The organism is Colwellia maritima, from assembly GCF_022669015.1.
GTDB classification, from domain to species: Bacteria; Pseudomonadota; Gammaproteobacteria; order Enterobacterales; family Alteromonadaceae; genus Colwellia; species Colwellia maritima.
In genome coordinates this window covers 126,051-144,824 of record NZ_JAKKSL010000006.1, presented here as the reverse complement: position 1 = coordinate 144,824, position 18,774 = coordinate 126,051, and the positions used below count along the sequence as shown (strand labels likewise).

20 protein-coding genes and 1 pseudogene are annotated in these 18,774 nt (G+C 37.0%); 12 read left to right on the top strand and 9 right to left on the bottom strand.

Annotated features, from left to right (window positions below; genetic code table 11):
- Positions 1–8 precede the first annotated feature (8 nt).
- Complete coding sequence (locus L3081_RS23260) at positions 9–671, bottom strand: nitroreductase family protein (protein WP_242288655.1); 663 nt, start codon at positions 669–671, stop codon at positions 9–11.
- Positions 672–1,182: 511 nt separating this feature from the next.
- Here L3081_RS23260 and L3081_RS23255 point away from each other — a divergent pair.
- The 7 genes and pseudogenes from L3081_RS23255 to L3081_RS23235 all read left to right on the top strand — a co-directional run bounded on the left by L3081_RS23255 (position 1,183) and on the right by L3081_RS23235 (position 3,412).
- Positions 1,183–1,603, top strand: a pseudogene (locus L3081_RS23255) (hypothetical protein).
- Positions 1,604–1,747: 144 nt separating this feature from the next.
- The gene (locus tag L3081_RS23250; protein ID WP_242288653.1) at positions 1,748–1,984 is read left to right on the top strand and encodes a universal stress protein; all 237 of its coding nucleotides are present in this window, start codon (positions 1,748–1,750) and stop codon (positions 1,982–1,984) included.
- The gene (locus tag L3081_RS29265; protein ID WP_420839786.1) at positions 1,968–2,141 is read left to right on the top strand and encodes a universal stress protein; all 174 of its coding nucleotides are present in this window, start codon (positions 1,968–1,970) and stop codon (positions 2,139–2,141) included. The genes L3081_RS23250 and L3081_RS29265 overlap by 17 nt, the downstream gene beginning before the upstream one ends.
- A 29-nt stretch (positions 2,142–2,170) precedes the next feature.
- On the top strand, positions 2,171–2,404 hold the full coding sequence (locus L3081_RS23245; RefSeq protein WP_242288651.1) for a hypothetical protein: 234 nt from the start codon (positions 2,171–2,173) through the stop codon (positions 2,402–2,404).
- The gene (locus L3081_RS28735; protein WP_338027479.1) at positions 2,404–2,607 is read left to right on the top strand and encodes a hypothetical protein; all 204 of its coding nucleotides are present in this window, start codon (positions 2,404–2,406) and stop codon (positions 2,605–2,607) included. Before L3081_RS23245 ends, L3081_RS28735 begins: the two co-directional genes overlap by 1 nt.
- Positions 2,600–2,869, top strand: a complete 270-nt coding sequence (locus L3081_RS28730; protein WP_338027478.1) for a GNAT family N-acetyltransferase — start codon at positions 2,600–2,602, stop codon at positions 2,867–2,869. Before L3081_RS28735 ends, L3081_RS28730 begins: the two co-directional genes overlap by 8 nt.
- Before the next feature lie 189 nt (positions 2,870–3,058).
- Positions 3,059–3,412, top strand: coding sequence for a DUF1428 domain-containing protein (locus L3081_RS23235; protein ID WP_242288649.1), 354 nt, complete (start codon positions 3,059–3,061; stop codon positions 3,410–3,412).
- Between the two features lie 17 nt (positions 3,413–3,429).
- On the opposite strand, the gene L3081_RS23230 is transcribed toward L3081_RS23235, so the two are convergent.
- Complete coding sequence (locus tag L3081_RS23230; protein ID WP_242288648.1) at positions 3,430–5,166, bottom strand: thiamine pyrophosphate-binding protein; 1,737 nt, start codon at positions 5,164–5,166, stop codon at positions 3,430–3,432.
- 94 nt (positions 5,167–5,260) lie between these two features.
- A complete protein-coding gene (locus L3081_RS23225) occupies positions 5,261–6,901 on the bottom strand; it encodes an FAD-binding dehydrogenase (RefSeq protein ID WP_242288646.1) in 1,641 nt (546 codons plus the stop codon).
- Between the two features lie 119 nt (positions 6,902–7,020).
- On the opposite strand from L3081_RS23225, the gene L3081_RS23220 reads away from it, so the two are divergent.
- Positions 7,021–8,004, top strand: coding sequence for a helix-turn-helix domain-containing protein (locus L3081_RS23220; protein ID WP_242288644.1), 984 nt, complete (start codon positions 7,021–7,023; stop codon positions 8,002–8,004).
- 200 nt (positions 8,005–8,204) lie between these two features.
- On the opposite strand, the gene L3081_RS23215 is transcribed toward L3081_RS23220, so the two are convergent.
- From L3081_RS23215 to L3081_RS23200, 4 genes are all read right to left on the bottom strand, one after another.
- Entirely contained in the window at positions 8,205–8,453 is a 249-nt protein-coding gene (locus L3081_RS23215; RefSeq protein ID WP_242288642.1) for a DUF3297 family protein, read from the bottom strand.
- Positions 8,454–8,547: 94 nt separating this feature from the next.
- Entirely contained in the window at positions 8,548–9,570 is a 1,023-nt protein-coding gene (locus L3081_RS23210) for a putative bifunctional diguanylate cyclase/phosphodiesterase (protein WP_338027489.1), read from the bottom strand.
- Positions 9,571–9,601: 31 nt separating this feature from the next.
- Positions 9,602–11,029, bottom strand: a complete 1,428-nt coding sequence (locus L3081_RS23205) for a cache domain-containing protein (RefSeq protein WP_274620733.1) — start codon at positions 11,027–11,029, stop codon at positions 9,602–9,604.
- A 172-nt stretch (positions 11,030–11,201) separates the two neighbouring features.
- Entirely contained in the window at positions 11,202–12,968 is a 1,767-nt protein-coding gene (locus L3081_RS23200) for a nitrilase-related carbon-nitrogen hydrolase (RefSeq protein WP_242288641.1), read from the bottom strand.
- A gap of 163 nt (positions 12,969–13,131) precedes the next feature.
- Here L3081_RS23200 and L3081_RS23195 point away from each other — a divergent pair, with 163 nt between their 5' ends.
- Complete coding sequence (locus tag L3081_RS23195) at positions 13,132–14,058, top strand: ATP-binding cassette domain-containing protein (protein ID WP_274620732.1); 927 nt, start codon at positions 13,132–13,134, stop codon at positions 14,056–14,058.
- Positions 14,042–14,512: an ATP-binding cassette domain-containing protein gene (locus L3081_RS27515; protein ID WP_274620731.1), complete on the top strand. Its 471-nt coding sequence runs from the start codon at positions 14,042–14,044 to the stop codon at positions 14,510–14,512. The genes L3081_RS23195 and L3081_RS27515 overlap by 17 nt, the downstream gene beginning before the upstream one ends.
- Before the next feature lie 35 nt (positions 14,513–14,547).
- On the opposite strand, the gene sfsA is transcribed toward L3081_RS27515, so the two are convergent.
- On the bottom strand, positions 14,548–15,282 hold the full coding sequence (sfsA, locus tag L3081_RS23185) for a DNA/RNA nuclease SfsA (protein ID WP_242288639.1): 735 nt from the start codon (positions 15,280–15,282) through the stop codon (positions 14,548–14,550).
- A gap of 222 nt (positions 15,283–15,504) precedes the next feature.
- Positions 15,505–15,900, bottom strand: coding sequence for a hypothetical protein (locus L3081_RS23180; protein WP_242288637.1), 396 nt, complete (start codon positions 15,898–15,900; stop codon positions 15,505–15,507).
- A gap of 280 nt (positions 15,901–16,180) precedes the next feature.
- Between L3081_RS23180 and hrpB the strand changes: the two genes are divergently transcribed.
- Together hrpB and L3081_RS23170 are read left to right on the top strand one after the other, a co-directional pair.
- Entirely contained in the window at positions 16,181–18,457 is a 2,277-nt protein-coding gene (hrpB, locus tag L3081_RS23175) for an ATP-dependent helicase HrpB (RefSeq protein ID WP_242288635.1), read from the top strand.
- Positions 18,408–18,740 (top strand): ATP-dependent helicase C-terminal domain-containing protein, encoded by a 333-nt coding sequence (locus L3081_RS23170; RefSeq protein ID WP_338027488.1) that lies wholly within the window; start codon positions 18,408–18,410, stop codon positions 18,738–18,740. Before hrpB ends, L3081_RS23170 begins: the two co-directional genes overlap by 50 nt.
- Positions 18,741–18,774: the final 34 nt, after the last annotated feature.

Here is an 18,774-nt window from a genome sequence, read left to right as displayed (position 1 = left end):
TATACAATTTAATCAAAAAAAGAGACAGCATTAGTCATGTGTTCGCGGTTTGTTCTTGTATTGTTTATCGGTGCTTTTTCATCGGCATAACCAAAGGACATGCCAAATAAAATCCCACGATTATCAGGTAAATTCAGTGACCGTTTAACAGGGTCTGGAAACTGCCCTAAAGCACCTTGCATACAACTTGAAATACCGTGTTCATTCATAATTAATGACAAGGTTTGAGCATAAATACCTAAATCAACCGCACCCATAATATCGAGATATTTATCCATAGTGAAAAAAGCGACGTGAGGAGCATCAAAAAATTGCCAGTTACGTAACATGGCTAATTGTCTACCACGTTTATCTTCGCGGGTAACACCTATTGAACTATAAAGTGCATTGGCTGAGCCAAATTGACGTTCTCTATGAATACCTTCATATTTAGGTAACCAATTAAAATCAGGATTTGGTGGCACACCACTCATTACGGCTTTCAGCAAATCACTTTTTAAGGACTCTTTTTTCTCTCCTGATACCACGTAGGTTTGCCAAGGTTGTACATTGCAGTTAGACGGTGCGCGCTGCGCTTGAGCAAAAATTGTTTCTAAGAGCGCTTGTGATACCGGGGTATCGAGATAAGCACGTGTTGAGTAGCGTTTTTCTAGCAAAGCGATCACTGACATAAAGGTTCCTTTACTCAATAAATAAAGTGATAACCGTTAGGTTTTGCCTAACGTAAAATTATTGTTGCGTTATTTAACCTCAGCTCGGCTAAATAAATCTTTCTATAATGGCTATTTTTACTAACTTCCTCGTTAAACTCTCGTGCAAGCGGCCGGCTATGGACACGTAAATTTGTCTTGCTTATTTTTGCGGACTAAAGTAGCAAAACTATCACATTATAGTTATCTTATGAAAATTAAATATTAACTTTCAATGAGTTAAATACTTCTTATGCCGAGTTGAGGTTAATTATGCTAAAACTAAAGTATTTATAAAGCCAATGAATAATAATAATGATTATCTATTCAAAATACATATAGTGAACAAGATTTAAATAAGGTGGTATGTTGCTTTTATCGAAAGAGAGATTGTTAAAAGGGCATAACCCAGTTAGAGTATTTCAAGCCAATAATACTCAGAAAAATGAGTAATTGTTTACGACTATTAAATCACATGGAGGTTTGAAAAGTAATGAATCTTTTTCTTGTACTTGCGGGAGTTTTGAGTGCTCTTGCTGCAATTTTACATGTAGGTTGTATATATTTTGGTGCGTCTTGGTATCGTTTTTTTGGTCTTTGGCGAGAAAATGGCGGTGTTGTCAGAACAAGGTAGTTGGCAGCCAACCCTAATCACTTCTGGTATTGTGATTGTTCTCTCTGTTTGGTCATTATATGCGTTCTCTGCAGCAGGACTTATCGTTAATCTTCCGTTAACTCGTCTGGCGCTTATTCTCATTACCTTCTTATATTTAGCGAGAGGTATAGCAGGTTTGTTTCTTATCACTTCACCTATGGGGCGGTCTCCAGAATTTTGGGTGTGGAGTTCTGTTATTTGCATGTTATTTGGTATTGTTCATTTGATTGGTTTACAACAACAATGGGCAAGCTTGTAAGGGGAGTGAAATCCACTCGTATTTTTCGGTTTAGTGTATTAGGATTAATGTTATTACTTCGTTATAGAACAAAATTGAGTTGTAGAATGGAGTTACCACGCAATATAAATTATGTTTATTATGTATAAACGTTAAGGGTATCAAATGTATAAAACTATTCTTTGTGCTATTGAGAACAGTGATGAGGCAGAAAGTGTGCTTAGAAAAGCTTGTGAACTTTCACAATTATGTAATGCTAAATTATTGATTACGCATATCATTCCTTACAAGCTACTGCCGAATGATTACCAAAAGGAATTAAAGGAAAATGCCTTACCTTCTATTGAATCAAAAGCGATAGCTTTAGGAATACCGAAAAAATGTAATTATAAAGTTTGGTAAACCCTATGAGCAAATATGTTCACTTGCAAAAAAGAAGAACGCGGATTTAATTATGCTTGGTACGCATTCTAAAAAAGGGCTTCAAGCGTTGATAGGCTCTACAGCTACGGGGGTAGCCAATTATGCAAAGTGTGATGTATCACTAATTAAAGTTTGATGTTGCAAGTGAGTATATTAGAATTTGTAATGAATAACTCTAATGGTTGGTTAAATATGAATAAATGTATTAGTTTTATTTTTCTTGTTTCTTTGATAGCGGCTTGTAGTAACAAAGATTTATATCAAGCAGGCCAAGAATATCAAAAAAGTGAATGTATCAATCAAGCGCAAACATCAGAACAGCATAACGAGTGTTTGAATATGAAGAAGCAATCGTATGAAGAATATGAAAAAGAACGCAAAGCGACGGTTAAAAAATAATGGATATTCAAATTGATAACCTTGAACGTGTTGAAGTAAAACAATTCCTGCAAGAACACCATGAAGATATGCTGAAACATTCCCCGCAAGGGAGTGTACATGCACTTGATTTAACCTCATTAAAAGATCCATCTGTTGTTTTTTGGACAGTGTGGATTAATACAGAATTAGTCAAGTTGTGGGGCGTTAAAAAAGTTGAGTGACAAACATGCAGAACTTAAATCAATGCGCACGTCTCAAAAATTTTTGAGAAAAGGCGTAGCAGCTAAATTATTAACCCATATGCTCGATGAAGCGAAAAAACAAGCTTTTGAACAAGTAAGCCTTGAAACAGGTACTGTGAAAGCGTTTATTCCGGCCCAAGAATTATACAAACGTTTTGGTTTTGTGGAATGTCTTCCTTTTTCTGATTATCAAGAAGATCCCTTTAGCATGTTTTTTACAAAGCATATTACATCGAGTTGAGGTTATTTAATAATTATAACAACTGGTTATTAATTATTAAATAACCTTATATTTGGCAATTTTTTCTACGTATAGAATAGATCACTTAATTAATGAAACGGGTATTACATAATATATTACGCTCTTTATTGAATCCTTGAATAAACTCGACTAGTGTTTATTTACATAAATGAAATAAGGATGAATAACATGTCGTATGTTGATGGTTTTGTGTCTGCGGTTCCAACAATTAATAAAGATCAATATATAGCGCATGCAATGTTATGCGCTATTGTTTTTAAGGAACATGGTGCCCTAAAAATTACTGAAACTTGGGGGGATGATGTGCCTGATGGTGAAGTAACGTCATTTCCAAAAGCGGTGCAGTGCAATAAAGATGAAACTGTTGTTTTTTCGTCTGTTGTGTGGCCTTCTAAAGAAGTACGTGATGCAGGATGGCAAGCAATTATGGAAGATCCTCGAATGCAGCCCGATCAAAACCCAATGCCCTTTGATGGTAAACGTTTGATATACGGCGGTTTCGAGGTCATTTTAGAGCAATAGCTTGCTTTATCACCTAACTAACCTGTTACTTTTCTGACTAATGCCCTACCAACCATGCGTACCTTTGTTGGTAATGGCATACGTTTTAAATTTGTTTGTACAGCGCCTTCAGTAAAAGCTGTTGCTTTAGAGTAATCAATGTTGATATCTAAAATAACGACTTTATTTTCTTGTGCGAGCCTTCTTGCGTTAGTTAGTCCTGATTTAATTTCCTGATTATTCTCAATACGTATATATTCCGCGCCGGTTGCCATTGCTAAACCTTTTAGTTTAGTTTGTGGTAACACAGTACAAGTTTTACGGTTATAGGGTATTTGTTGGGCCTGAGCTATTTGCGATAACTCACCATCATTAAACACGCCAACGACTAAGCCTAAATGTTGACTAACTGCTGTTGCTAGTTCGGTTGCTGTCATCATAAAGGCGCCATCACCTACAATAACATGAACCTCTTGTTCTGGTTTTGCCATTTTTACGGCAATAGCAGCGGGAGTTGCATAGCCCATACAATTAAAATCAGTTGGCGAGATAAATCCATAGGCTTGATGAATGGGCATGAGCTCGGCGGTTAAGAAGGTATGATTGCCATCATCAACCACTATGTGGGCATCATCGTTAAGTTGTGCTCTGAGCTCATCAAAGTATTTAACAGGATTAACTTTATCTTTTGAATCATGTTGATACCAAGTTTCACGGTATGCTTTTTTATCTTGGGCAATGTGTTTTGAAATGTTGGTTGTATCTTTAGCGGGTCCTAAAGCTATTAATGCGTTTAGTAATTGTTGGCAAATTTGTTTTGAGTCGCCTTCAACCGCAACCGACGTTTTAAAATTAGTGTTAAATACTTTTGGATTAATATCAATGTGTATTAAATTTTCGGGTAATTGCCCACCAAAGCTGCCCGTGGCAATTTCACCAAAGCGTGTACCTATAGCTAAAACACAATCAGCATTATTGAATGCATTTTGTGCTGCAGGGACTGCAGACGGACCAAAGCAAAATCCTGTATGTAAAGGATGATTCGCAGGAAAGGCACTAATTCCCTGTAAGGTAGTGGATACCGCACTACCAATGTGTTCACTAATCGCAATAAGTTCATCACTCGCATGCATTGCACCCCAACCAAGAAAAATAACGGGATTATCAGCATTCATTAGCCTGTTTGCTACATTTTCTATTTGTGTAATAACTTTTTCGGATAAAGGGGGAAGTACTGGTTTAGTGTAAGTGGGTAAGTCATTTATGTTAGCTTTATCAAGCTGTAAATTAACAGGTAGCTCAATAAAAACTGGGCCAGGTTCTCCTGAAATTGCGATATTATAAGCGTTATAGATAGTGTCAATCACTTCGTCATGATGATTGATTTTAAAGGCCGCTTTGGTAAAACCAACCACTAATTTTAATTGATCTATTTCATGAAGTTGATAACCAAATTTTGAATCATTACGAATCCCCCCGGTAATGACAAGCATAGGTATGCCATCAAGATAGGCTTCTGCAATACCGCTAGCAGCGTGAGTAACTCCTGCCGCAGGTACTATTACTAGTGTGCCTATTGAGTTAGTTACTCTACTGATAGCGTCTGCCATAAAACCACCATGACCTTCGTGCATCACTAAGTTTGGCGTGATTTGATCAGAATTATTTAATTCATCATACAGTTCAGTATTGTGAACACCAGGAATACCAAAGGTGTATTTTACGCCAATTTGCTCTAATGCGTAACGCGTTAACCATGCAGCTGTTTTTTTCATTATTTAGCTTCCTTTTCTGAATTTATTGATTTATTCACCCAAAAATTAATTTTGTCGCTGTTGTTACTTTCTAATGCAGACGCACACTAAACCATTACTTTACTGTGCGATTAATGTGCTTTGCGGCTTGTTGGGCTGTTAATATACACCCCGCTAAAAAAGTACCTTCAAGTGACTTTTCACCATTAGAGCCCCCACCACCAAACCCTGATGCTTCGCCAATTGCATACAAACCATTGATTGGTTGGGACTCATTGCTAATTACTTGCGCATCAAGGTTCGTTTGAATGCCTCCTAAACTTTTACGGCTAATGAGTGCTACTTTAATCGCAATGAGTGGGCCATGTTTTTTATCTTGTATAGGATGAGGTTTACAGGTTCTTAACCTGTCTGCCCCCCACTTTCGTGCATGTTCTATTCGTCTAATTTGATCATCATTCCATTGTGAAGGGGGCCTTGATAGCACTGCATCATAGTCATCTAAAGTTTGTTGTACTGTTTCTACGTTAATATGCTCTGTTGAAGCTAACGCATTCATTTTTTTGGTTAACGCGGTTACTGAGTTTGCAACAATAAAGTGGTCACTTTCTGCTTGCATTTGTTTAACTAGCCGATGATTACCTAGCAAGGTTTCTTTAAGCATAGTAAAGAATTTTTTATCTCTGATCATTGGATTATGATCCGCGCCTGAGATAGCAAATTCTTTACTGGCGATTTTCCAATTGAGTACTTGCCAAGCATAACCGTGTGTTTGTTCACTCATTCGACGGCATAATTCATTAGTATCAAAACCTGTGATCATAGGCTCTGGTCCTATACGTTTACCTTGACTGTCTAGCCAAAGTGCTGACTTGCAAGGAATTAAACTTAACCCTTGCTGTTCAAATGTGCCTTTGGGGTTAGGGATGCCGGCAGCATAATTCCACATTTTATCTAAATGAGTAACGTTACCGCCTATATTGGTTACTGCGTCATGCATAGCTCCATCACAGCTAGGGTGAGTACCATTAAGCAAATTTTTAGGGGCGGGAGCAAAGTGTTTAGGCCAATTTTCAGATACTTTTGCTAAGTTACCTGTGTATCCGCCAGTAGATATAATAGTATTGTTCGCAAAGTACTGATTGTTGTTTGTATCTTCACAACCGATAATCGTATTATTTTCGCTAATTAATTTTTCGACTTTACAATTAAACTGAAAATGGATGTTTTTATCTTTATAAGGGGTAATTGCTTTGAGCATTTTATTTACCAAGTCGAGTGACGTTCCCCAAATAACGTGATAGCGCGGCACTGAATTTCCACCGGAGTATAAGCCGCGTTCTACCCAGTTCACGGCAGGTAAAAATTTCACCCCCAATTTTTTTATGTAGAGGTATACATCTTGATAGCTTTGATCAACATACAGTTTTGCCCATTGTTTAGGAAAGACATCTTTGGCTGAAAAATTAGCGAAGCTATACCAGTCTTTTAACGCAATGTCGGCGTTATCAGTAATACCATTACGTTTCTGTTCAGGTGTACCGATAAGGGCCATACCCCCAAATGCAGTACGCGCCAAACCACCCACTTTATCTTCATCTTGGGCGTCAATAATAAGCACTTGTTTATTTTTTTTTGCTAATTCTAGTGCAGCAGTTAAGCCCGATATTCCCGCACCAATGATGATGACATCATACGTTATAGGTATGCTTTTATTTTTGGTTTCATTAGTTTTTTGGGGCTTAGGTAAAAACATATTACTTGCATCAATATAGAGGGCATAGCATTATCATAGTGCCTCATATTTTTAATGCTATAGTAAAAATCACCTAATGAACCATTTACTTTTAATTAATAATCAAAGAAATCGCCGCTGTGAAACAAGATAAATTAAATCAGTTTATTGCCAGACTTTATTTAGCAACAAGTAAGATTGAGTTAGCTGAATACAGAGATTGGGCTTTGTCTCAATTGCAAAATTTGATTGATTTTGATGGCGCCATTTGGAGTAATGGTCATCAACAAACAGCACGTTTTCATAACCATACTTTAGTTAATGTACCAGAATCATTGACACAGTCTTTATTGGAATACTTATCGATTAACCCCTTTACGACTAAAATTTTTGAGAATTTAGGACAGCCAATAGATATGCGAGATTTAATTGCAGATGAAGATTTTTATCGTTCTGAAATTTATCTTAAGTGTTTTAAGCCTCATGGTATTGAGCGAATTTTGTCTTCAATTCACTTGGATGAGCGCACAGGTTTGTTTACCTTATTGACCCTGTATCGTTTTGAGCGTGATGCTCCTTTTTCAGCGCAAGATAAATTGTTGCAAAAGCAGGCGTTGTTTCATTTGCTTACTGCCGCTAAACATGCGCTTTTTTTACAGCTTCAACAAAATAATGACAGCCAAACAAAAGCCTATGGCGCAACGGAACATAAAAATAGCCATAAAGCAATTTGTGACAACCAAGGTTATTTTCATCAAATTCAAACAAGTTTTATTGATTTATTAGAGCGTTATTATACCAATATAAGAGGGTCGTCAACCAGTTTGCTTAAGCTGCCATTTACGTTGGATCTTACGAAACAAGCTTATGAAATTGATGGTTTACAAGTAAAATTAAAACCGTTTAAAGACTTAATTATTGTTGAAATTTGGCCACAAGGCCCTTTAGATAGTTTGACTCAAAGGGAAAGAGAAATAGTGCAGACACTTGCTAATGGTTTAACATTTAAAGAGGTGGCAAGAGCTTTAGATTTATCGCCATCAACGGTTTCCAATCATCTTTATCGAATTTATCAAAAACTGAATATTGGGAGTAAGAGCGAATTATTTAAGTTATTAGGTTAAGTAACCTGATGAGCTCGGTTTAAGTAGTTTGATATTGGTCTGGTATAGCGTTAATTTTTGAAAATATTGATTATTTTTAGGAGGGGAGGTTGTATTACTATATATCCACCAAGACGGTTATCAGCAGATATATAGCACATTTTAACTATTTTTGAGTTGTTCTGTTGGTACGTAAATGTAATGAGTATCGCTACGTTATTTTAACGATAAAAAGCTTCAACTGTGCCTTTTACTGACATTAACAGTGGTTGTCCTCGGCGATCTAAAGCTTTGCTTGACGCGATCTTTACCCAGCCTTCACTAATGCAGTATTCTTCAACATCGAAACGTTCTTTACCATTAAGTCGAATACCAATTTCGTGTTCAAAAATTTCTGCTACATGATGCGGACTACGAGGATTACCCGAAAGGCGATCCGGTAACGCGGGAAGTGATTTAGTGTCGTTCATGTTTGTAACCTATTATAAATAAAAACTGGGCTATTGTAGGTAATCTAACGCCGGTGCTCAATAGTTTCCGTCATAAATGTTTGTCATGTTTATTCTATTTATATTTTGCAATAAGTGCCTCTAAGGATAGAGGACGGTCAAAATAATACCCTTGAATTTTATCGCAATGTAAATGGGCAAGGCGCTCATATTGTTCTTTAGTCTCAACACCTTCAGCAACAACAGTCATTTGAGAAAGTTTACCTATAGCTATAATTGTTTTTACCAAGGATTCGCTTTGATTATTGGTGAGTAGCTTATCAATAAAGGTTTTATCAATTTTTATTTCATTAATGGGTAAATTATTCAAATAGGACAAAGATGAATAACCAGTACCAAAATCATCCAGTGATAATTTAAAACCTGAGTCTTTCAGTTGTTGTAAAATAGGCTGCGCTTTTTTCACATTTACAATCAGTACATTTTCGGTTATTTCTAGGGTTATTAACTGGTTTTTGATACCTACGTCTTGAGCTGTATTCAGTATGTCATCAACAAACAGCGGCTCCATCAATTGTTTGGGTGAAATATTAATGGATAGCCTAAGGTTTGAGTTAGTCAAACGATTAAACTGTAAAATATCTTGCATTGACTGTTTATTTACAAAGCGACCAATGTCATTAATCATGCCTATATCTTCTGCTACATGAATAAATTCGTTTGGTGATATAGGGCCCAACAGAGTGTTATTCCATCGAACCAATGCTTCAACACCAATGAGCGTACCAGTTTTTACGCTGATCTGAGGTTGATACACCACGGTTAATTCATTGTTGGTGAGTGCTGAACGTAATTGTGCATCGAGGATATAGTCTCGTTTAACTTGTTTGTTGATACTGTCGTTAAAAAAGAGAAAATGCCCCTTTTGTTGTAACTTTGATTTATAAAGTACTATATCTGCTTTACTGATTAGATCTTCGGCTTTATCCCCATCATTTGGATACATAGCAACACCAATACTACAACTTGAAGCGATTATTTTTCCGTCGATCGTGAAATCACGATTAAAAATTTCACGAATACATTCAACTCTGCGCTCTGCATCGGATAAACTGTCAAGCTCAGGAAAACAAAAGATAAATTCATCGCCACCAAAACGAGCAACACTTTCACCGGACCTTTAGCAGATGTGTAAATTTCACACCCAACATTTTAAGCAAGCTGTCACCGATAGAATGTCCGTAGAGGTCATTGATTTTCTTAAAATCATCAAGGTCTACAAACACTACAGCAAGGCTCTTGTTGTTTTGTTGTGACAATATCATGCCTTGATTAATACGATCATCTAATAACGCTCTATTAGGTAATTGGGTTAATGAATCGTGCAACGCTTGATGTTGTAATTGTTCTTTTATTGTATTTAGTTCAGAGAAGTCTCTGTTGATTCTGTTTTCATATGTGGAAAATAGACCCGCTAAATAGTTAGACAACATAATGGAAAGTGTGACAAAAAATAGCGTAACAAGTAAGCTTATCCACAATATTTTGAAAAACTCGCTTTCGTTTTGTAGATTTATGTTTGCTTCCCTTTCAGCAAGATAGCCTTCTATTTCATTGACATAGTAGCCTGTTCCAATAGCCCATTGCCAAGCAGGTAGCCCTTTTACGAAACTAATTTTTTCAGCAGGTTGTCCCGTACTTGGCATTATATTGCCGGTATAATTAAGAAAGCCTTCACCGTGTTTAGCAACTTTTATCACTTCTTCTGTGACTGATGTTTTTTTAAGGGTATCCATTTCAATACTGTGGGAAATGACCAATTCTTTATTGTAATCAGATAGAATATTTCTTTGATAATCAACAACAAAAATATAACCATTACGACCATACCGAATGTGGTTAATGCGCTCTAGTAATCGTGCTTTTATGTCATTTTCTACGTCAATTACGTACTCACCTGTGCCAATAAACCAATCATAAGGGGCGAAATATTTACCAAAACCAATTTTTTCAAACTCTTGTCCCTTATTTTGAGGTTTTACAAACCACCAGTGATAAAAGCCTTCACCTGTTTGTTTGACTATTTTACCCATTTCTCTAACAATATAGTTACCACGCGTATCTTGAAAATCCCACTTAGAACTACCTTCCATTGCCGGTAATACAGGATGCATTACACTAGTGCCCTGTGTTTTGTATATAAAAAAATAGCCTCTGCCTTGATTAAAACGAATACTTCTTAAGGCATCAGTGATGAGTTTAGTTACTTCCGCTTCAGGTAGGTGTTTGTTTTGTAGGTATATTGTCTTGGCAATATTGTGTGCCTGATAAACATGTTCTTGAATATTTTGTTTTAGAATGGCTTTAGTGCTGTTAACTTCGTAGTTAATTTGTTGATAAAGTTGATTGATTTGTGCTTTTATTGTTTCTTTTTCTTTCTCAATAAAATTTTGCTGTAAGGTTTCAATATCATGAGCAAGTTTGAGCTTATTGTCATTAATCACCACAAAATTTACCCAAATAGCGAAAGCCACTACAATGATCGGAGGGATAACTTTAATCAATCGGAGCAGTTTAATATTCTGGGTTTGACGCATTAACCAACATTCCTAAATGTATGACTAGCTAAATGGATGATTAATCATGTTTAATGGGTTATATAAACATTAGTATTATCAATGGATTTCATCAATTAAGTCCATCAATTAAGTCCATCAATAATACCTGTCATCATTATAGCAATCAAACGAATACTGCCGTGTTTTTGATTTAGAATAATGTATATATTAATGGCAAGTTTAGTTTATTGTCAGCAGCGTCAGGATAAATTATCGCTTTGGTGATTTTACCGTGTTGGTATTTAACCAAGGGATAGTTGATGTAACCATTGAACTTAGTTGTTTTTATTTGAGAGAATAAGGGGAATTCTTTAGGTAAATTGGCGATCAACCCCGTGGATTTTTGCGCTTTAATCTTGTTTGTTTGATGTGCTGCTGTTTGTTGATGGGACGAAAAGCTGTGCGTAAAACTTTTTTCTCGACTTGCAGCAAGGATGCAAATTCTATGTTCAGCGGCACGAGACAATAGACCATACTCTACCTCATACGGTTCTTGAATATCGAACGGCACCAGTAATAAATGGATATTCTTTAACGCGGCAAGTTTCACCATCTCAGGTATGTTTGCGTCGTCAGCTGTTAACATTACCACGTCAATACTACCTTGTTCTAAAGGAATGTTGACTCGCGTTAAATCGTTACCTAAGGGGCTCCATTGATATCGTTGACAAAAATGTAATTGAGGTTGTTTTGCCAACAATCCCTGCTTACTAATTAAAACAGCTTGATGCTCGCCGTCAATCACCAAGTCGGTGCAAACGTACTGAAAAGGTCTTAACACGGCACTAACTTGTGTAATAACCTGTTGACTTAGATTTTCCACCTCGTCTAGTTGCATGCTTTCATGTGTAATTTTTTTGTCTGCAATAAAAAATAACTCAGGTAATTGAATAATATCACTGAGATTATTATCAATGTAATGACATACATCTTCTATCGCTTGTTCGTTAGATTTATAGGTTGAAAAAATAGCTAAATTAACCGTTTCTGGAACAAACTCAGACTGTATCTTTTTTTCATTATAAGAAGACTTAATCGCTGTAGCTAGGGCTTGGTATAACGTTGGACGGCGCTGTTTTATTAGGGCGGTGCCGTCAGGACGAAATTTGTGGCTTAGTCCTATTTTATTATCGGGAGTATCCAAATTAATATCAGCAAAAGTATAGCCTGCTTTATTGTTTGTTAGCTTTGCTAACACCTTGCCATCGGGGGATAAAATTTGGCTTTGCCCCGCTTTATTTGCACACGCGATAAAGACATTATTTTCGCATGCCCTAGCATGATCGTGTAAACCACATTGATCTAACGAGCATGTATTGATTGAATTGCATAATAATTGTGCCCCCTGTAAAGCCAAAGAACGAGCTACGTCAAAGGTCATGCTATCGTAACCTGTTAAAAATCCAAGTTTCCCTAAAGGTGTTGAAATTACCTCCGTTTTTTTATCTGCGGGCGTAAAAAACTTGTTTTCATACCCCGTTAAAATCCGCTTGTCTTCTTGATGAATGAGTTGACCCAAAGGTGAGAATAAACAGGAGGTGACACTAATATTCGGCTTGTCTGTATTGTCTAGCGTTTCACCTGAAAAGAAGTCTTTATGTTCGCGTTGTAAAGTAACATTGATGACAATGTAACAATGCTGCTTTTTGGCTTCCTCTGCAATGCGTTGTAGGAAGGGGCCATTTATTGATAAGGCTTCATTCCAAGCTTGTTCATTATCTATGTAACAGTCAGATGTATCACAAGTTAAGTTATCATCTGTACTCGGTAACTTGTTATTAAAAAGTGTATTACAATATTCAGGAAGAACAATTAGTGAAGGGTTGCACGCTGAGGCTTCATTGATCATACGAATACAGCTTGCGAGATTTTCTTGTACATTGGCGGTGGTGGCAAACTGAGAAACGGCTACACGCATTTTAATTCTCGCTGACTGGGAAATAACATAATAGACTTGATATTATTACATTAAAAAGTGACAAGTAAGGTTATTTTTGTGTATTTTAACCCACATAAGTATTTCTGTTTTACCAGTGGCTAACCTGCAACATTGTTAAAACGATAATTGAGTTAAATAATTTATGATAAATATTACAAATTTTGCGCATCCCAAATTAGTGGTAAAACGTTGGCAAGTGCTTGAAAACGAGAGTTGGTGTATTTTAGGGCGAAATGGTTCTGGCAAACAATACCTAGACCAGTTACTAACAGGTGAACTGTCGCCAGAGTCGGTAGATGAGTTTAGCATTCCGGCTGTAGACAAAGTCGGTATGGTATCGTTTGAAAGCCAACAAGACATTTATGAGCACGAACTTAAAATTGATGCAACAAATGACACTAATGCCAACGATATTGGTACTCAAGCTAAAGAATTTCTGCCCAAAGACAAATTAAATGATCCACTCATTAATGAATTTGGTTTGAGTCACCGTCTCGAAAGTGGTTACAAACAATTAAGTACGGGTGAAGGACGAAAGCTGTTAATTCTACAAGCAATCTTTAACGGTGTTGAGTTACTTGTTTGCGACAATCCTTTTGATAGTCTTGATGAAGCGTCGTGTGTTGCACTGTCACAAGCGCTTGAACGTTTATCCAAAACAGGTATCAATGTATTGCTAATGTTAAGCAATCGTCAAGATATTCCCGCATGGTGCAGTAATATTGCTTTTATTGAACGGGGGCAGCTTAACGTTATAGGTAAGCTTGAAAGTGATGAAACTAAACGCCGGCTTGATGCCTTATTAACACCCGCACCAGATGAGGTAAGTTGGCCTACCAACATACAACAGTTATGTGATTATCAGCACCCTTATTTAGTTAAATTGAATAAAGGTAAAGTACATTATAACGGTGTAAACGTTTTTGAAGACCTAGATGTTGCGATTAAGCCATTGCAGCACACCTTGATCACTGGTGCTAATGGTAGCGGTAAGTCAACCCTGATGCAGCTAATAACTGGTGATTGCACCCAATGTTATAGCAATGATATTCATGTCTTTGGGCTTTAAAAGAGGCTCAGGTGAAAGTATTTGGGATCTGAAAAAGCACATGGGTATTGTGAGCGCGGAATTACATCGGCAATACCGCGTAAATGGTGATTTACTTACTGTGGTGCTTTCAGGGTTTTATGACTCTATTGGTCTTTACCAACAACCTGAACATTATCATATAGAAATTGCCCAACAATGGTTAGCCAAAATTGGTTTGTTGCCATACCAACATAATTCATTTCGTAGCTTAAGTTACGGCGAGCAGCGCTTAGCATTAATTGCTAGAGCGTTAATTAAATCGCCTTACTTATTGATTTTAGATGAGCCGACACAAGGCTTAGATGAGCTTAATCGACACCGATTACTTAACTTTCTTGAGCATTTAGCAGAACAAAAACACAGTACTATGTTATTGGTCAGTCATCGTAAAGATGAGTTTCTTCCCATATTTGAACAGCACATAAAGTTGTAATAAATATAAAGAGAGTACAAATGAAAGCGCATTGATTAAAAACTCATGCGCTCTGACAATACGATAGATTCAGGGGATATTTTTGCTTTATATACAAGTACTTCAACCCCCGAATCTATCGCTTGTTGCAGTAAGTCTGCATATTTTTTATCAAGGTGCTTAGCTACGTTAAAATTGTGAATACCTGTATGTAATACGGTGAAAAGTAATACGGCTCTATGACCCATTTTTACTATGCTCATTAATTCACGCAAATGCTTTTGCCCCCTGACGGTAACCGTATCAGGAAAATAGCCTTGGTTGCCTTCAAGTAAAGTAACACTTTTTACTTCAATGTAAGTTAAAGACTGGCGTTGCTCATTTATATCACTATCACTATCGCTATGACTATCACTATTGAAGCGTAATAAAAAATCAATACGGCTATTTTCTTCGCCATATTTCACTTCTCGTTGTAATTCATCAAAGCCTTGTAGCTCGGTTATGGTACCGTTTAAAAGCGCTTCTTCAGTGAGTTGATTCGCACGCAGTGTATTAACGCAGATTAAATGATTTTGTTTTGTTTGGGTTAGCTCCCAACTAAAAGGATATTTGCGTTTAGGGTTACTGGACGTACTATACCAAACCGTATCTTCAGGTTCGGCACAGCCGGTCATAGCACCTGTATTGGCGACGTGTAGCGTTGTTTCCTCGTTATTATCTAAGGTCACGTCAGCAAGAAAACGCTTATAGCGTTTAATTAATACAGCAGGTTTTAGTGAGAGTTTCATCGGTAAGCTATGCCCTTTACAAAAAAGCATAGCTTACGTCAAAAAGTACCTTATACCAATATCACTCACTATGTGATCATTTCTACTTGCCAAAATTATTAACCACCTCGTTATTTATTTAATAATTTAAACAAATGGTTATTAAAATAAATGCCTTGTGTTCGGCAATTTTTTCTAGGTATAAAATAGATCACCTAATTAATGAAACTAGTATTCATATCGCTATTTTATAAAGCTATTCAACCAATTATGTGCGTGTTCAGGATTACTAAAAAAATTAAATTTAATTGCACAGCTTTGATAAATACGTTGAAGTTGCATTTGTAAAATGTCCACATACGGACTATTGCTAATAACCGTTGCAATAGCAATCATGCCATTTTCTGCACGATATTGCGTTGTTTCAATTAATTTTTGTTCCGCTTCAGGTGTAAAAACACTATGCCCCTGAAAAGACACTAATGATGCCCAACGGCTGCCTATCATGTTTTTCGTTATAAGCTTAATATCTTGATAATATTGTTCCGTGGTTACTTCATTAAAAGGACCTTTCGCGTCAATTAATAAAATATTATTTTGTTGTTCAATGGTATAACTTCCTTGTGCTGAATGTTGCATTAGTTGTAACTCCTTAAACAAATTTTATCGGGTACTATTGATAGCAATTTTCAATCGGTTTGCCAAGTAAGCATACTTTGGCTATTTTGCAAGTTTTTATAATCTTTACTTTTCATGGTGTTATTTTTATTGAGTGATATAGTTTGTATCGCTTATGCCTTATTCGTACTGAAATTCTGAAATACATGCGCTAATAAGTTTGTTTTTTTATCACGTTAACGTTTAGGTTTGTTAGGTAAATATTGTTATCATAAAACTTAAGCTTACTAATCCTACTGTTATGTCTACCTCACTATCATTGCCAATAGAAGCAATTAAAACGCAATTTTGTCAAGCATTGTCCAAGCATCACACGGTTATTTTATCTGCGCCGCCGGGTGCCGGTAAATCAACGTGTCTACCGCTATGGTTACTCCGGCATGAAGCATTCGCAGGACAGAAAATATACCTACTGCAACCTCGACGTTTAGCGGTAAAAAATATTGCGTCATATTTAGCTTTTCAGTTAAATGAGCAGGTAGGTGAAACAGTAGGTTATCGGATACGCAATGACACTAAAATATCTAAATCAACCCGTTTGGAGGTAATAACCGAAGGTATTTTAACGCAAATTATTCAACAAGACGCTGAGCTTAGTGATTGCGCATTAGTGGTTTTTGATGAATTTCATGAGCGCAGTTTACAGGGCGATTTAGCCTTTGCTTTAAGCCGTGATATTCAACAAGGTTTGCGTGACGATTTACATATTTTACTGATGTCAGCGACTTTAGCGATAGATAATATTGCTAAAGCAATCCCTGATGCTGAACTACTGGTGAGTGAGGGGAGAAGTTACCCCGTTGATATTGTTTATGACGCGCCCCAAAACAATCATCGGCGAGATCATGCGCTTAATGTCATTAAAAAACACGCTAAGGCACATGAAGGCTCTATTTTAGTGTTTTTACCTGGCGTTGCTGATATTCGCTTTATTGCGAATGCATTAGCAGAGGTATTTAAGCATTTTCCAGTGGATGATTTATTACTTTGCCCTTTGTTTGGTGACTTAACACTAAAACAGCAACAACAAGCCATTGAACCTTGCCAACCCGGTTTTAGAAAGCTTGTGTTGGCCACAAATATTGCTGAAACCTCGTTAACCATTGAAGGCGTTAATTTAGTGATTGATTGCGGCTTAGAAAAAGTTGCCATTTATGATGGGGCTAGCCTAATGAATAAGCTTGTGCAAAAGAATATAGCGAAAGCGTCAGCCATACAAAGAGCAGGGAGAGCGGGGCGTTTAATGGCAGGGGTCTGTATTCGCTTATATGCGCAAGATGATTTTGAACGTCGTCCTGAGCACAGTGTAAATGACATTATGCAAGCAGACTTGTTGCCCACCATCATTGAGGCGGCGCGATGGGGCGTTAATCAATTAGCTGAGTTACCGCTATTAGAACTACCAACACCAATAAAAGAACAACAAGCATGGCAAGAATTAAAACGCTTAAGCATTGTTAACAAACAAAATCAGTTAACAGCGCATGGAGAACAAGTAGCACAGTTTCCGTGTCACCCCCGATTTGCTCATATGATTCTATCGTCAAATAAGCTTTCATCAACACGAAAGCAGCAGGAACACTTGTCGTTTTTAGCCTGTGTGTTAGCTGCGTTGCTTGAAGAACGGGATGTTTTTTCTGGCGAGCAAAGTCGGTTTGATTGCAATATTGCTCATCGTGTAAGTAAGTTAATCTCAGCTTTTAATCAACCTTATGGCACGTTAGTTAATATTGTAAAGCAAGTTAATAGTTTAGCTAAACGTGTGGGGCTCCAGAATTCAAACCTGTTAGCAACACAACATTTACCCCTTGATTGTATCGGTTTATTACTGGCTTACGCTTATCCTGAGCGTATAGCCAAAGCGCGTGGTGCTACCGGCGATTTTATTTGCGCTAATGGTAAAGGGGTTACGCTAAACGAACAAGATGCACTTGCAGGTGAACAATTCTTAGTCATTGCTGATTTAATGCAAACTCAACAAGTGCCTAGGGTACGCTTAGCAGCAAGCATTGAATTGTCTCAACTAGAACACTGGTTTAAGCCGCAAATTGTTGAACAAGAAATGGCAGTATTTGATGAACGTAGTGGTAAAATTATCGCACGAAACCAAACAAAGTTTGACGCTTTGGTATTACAAGAAAGCGTCAGCAGAAATATGTTATCAGCCGAGACTATAATAACAATGTGGTGTGAGTTAATTACTCGCAAAGGATTGACGTTATTGAACTGGCAAGCGAAAGATCTCGCGTTAAAAGCACGTTGGAATTGGTTAACACGTTATTTTCCTGAATATGAATTACCCCAAATCGATGATGAAACCTTGTTAGTAAACTTAGAAAGTCGGTTTAGCCCTTTCGTGGGGGAAATAAAATCTATGGATAAATTGACTAAGTTAGACATTTCAACAATGTTATTGTCACAACTTGATTATCAACAGCAACAAATATTAAAGCAAGCAGCGCCCGAAGATTTATACAGGGCCAACAGGGCGACATTGTCCCATCACTTATTCAACTGAAAAATCTCCGAAAGTATCGATGCCAATGCAAGAACTTTATGGTGAAACAGAAACGCCTAAAGTTGGCGGCTTTAAAGGGCAGCAAGGTATTCCGTTGTTGTTAGAATTACTGTCTCCAAGACAAAGACCAATTCAGGTAACGCAAGACTTGGTGCAATTTTGGCAAGGCAGTTATAAAGCAGTACAAAAAGACATGAAAAGCCGTTATCCTAAACATTATTGGCCAGATGATCCTGCTAATGCTCAGCCAACAAATAAAACCAAACGACACTTGAAAAACTAAGGGGTGGATTGAATTTGATAGAGTATCAACAAAA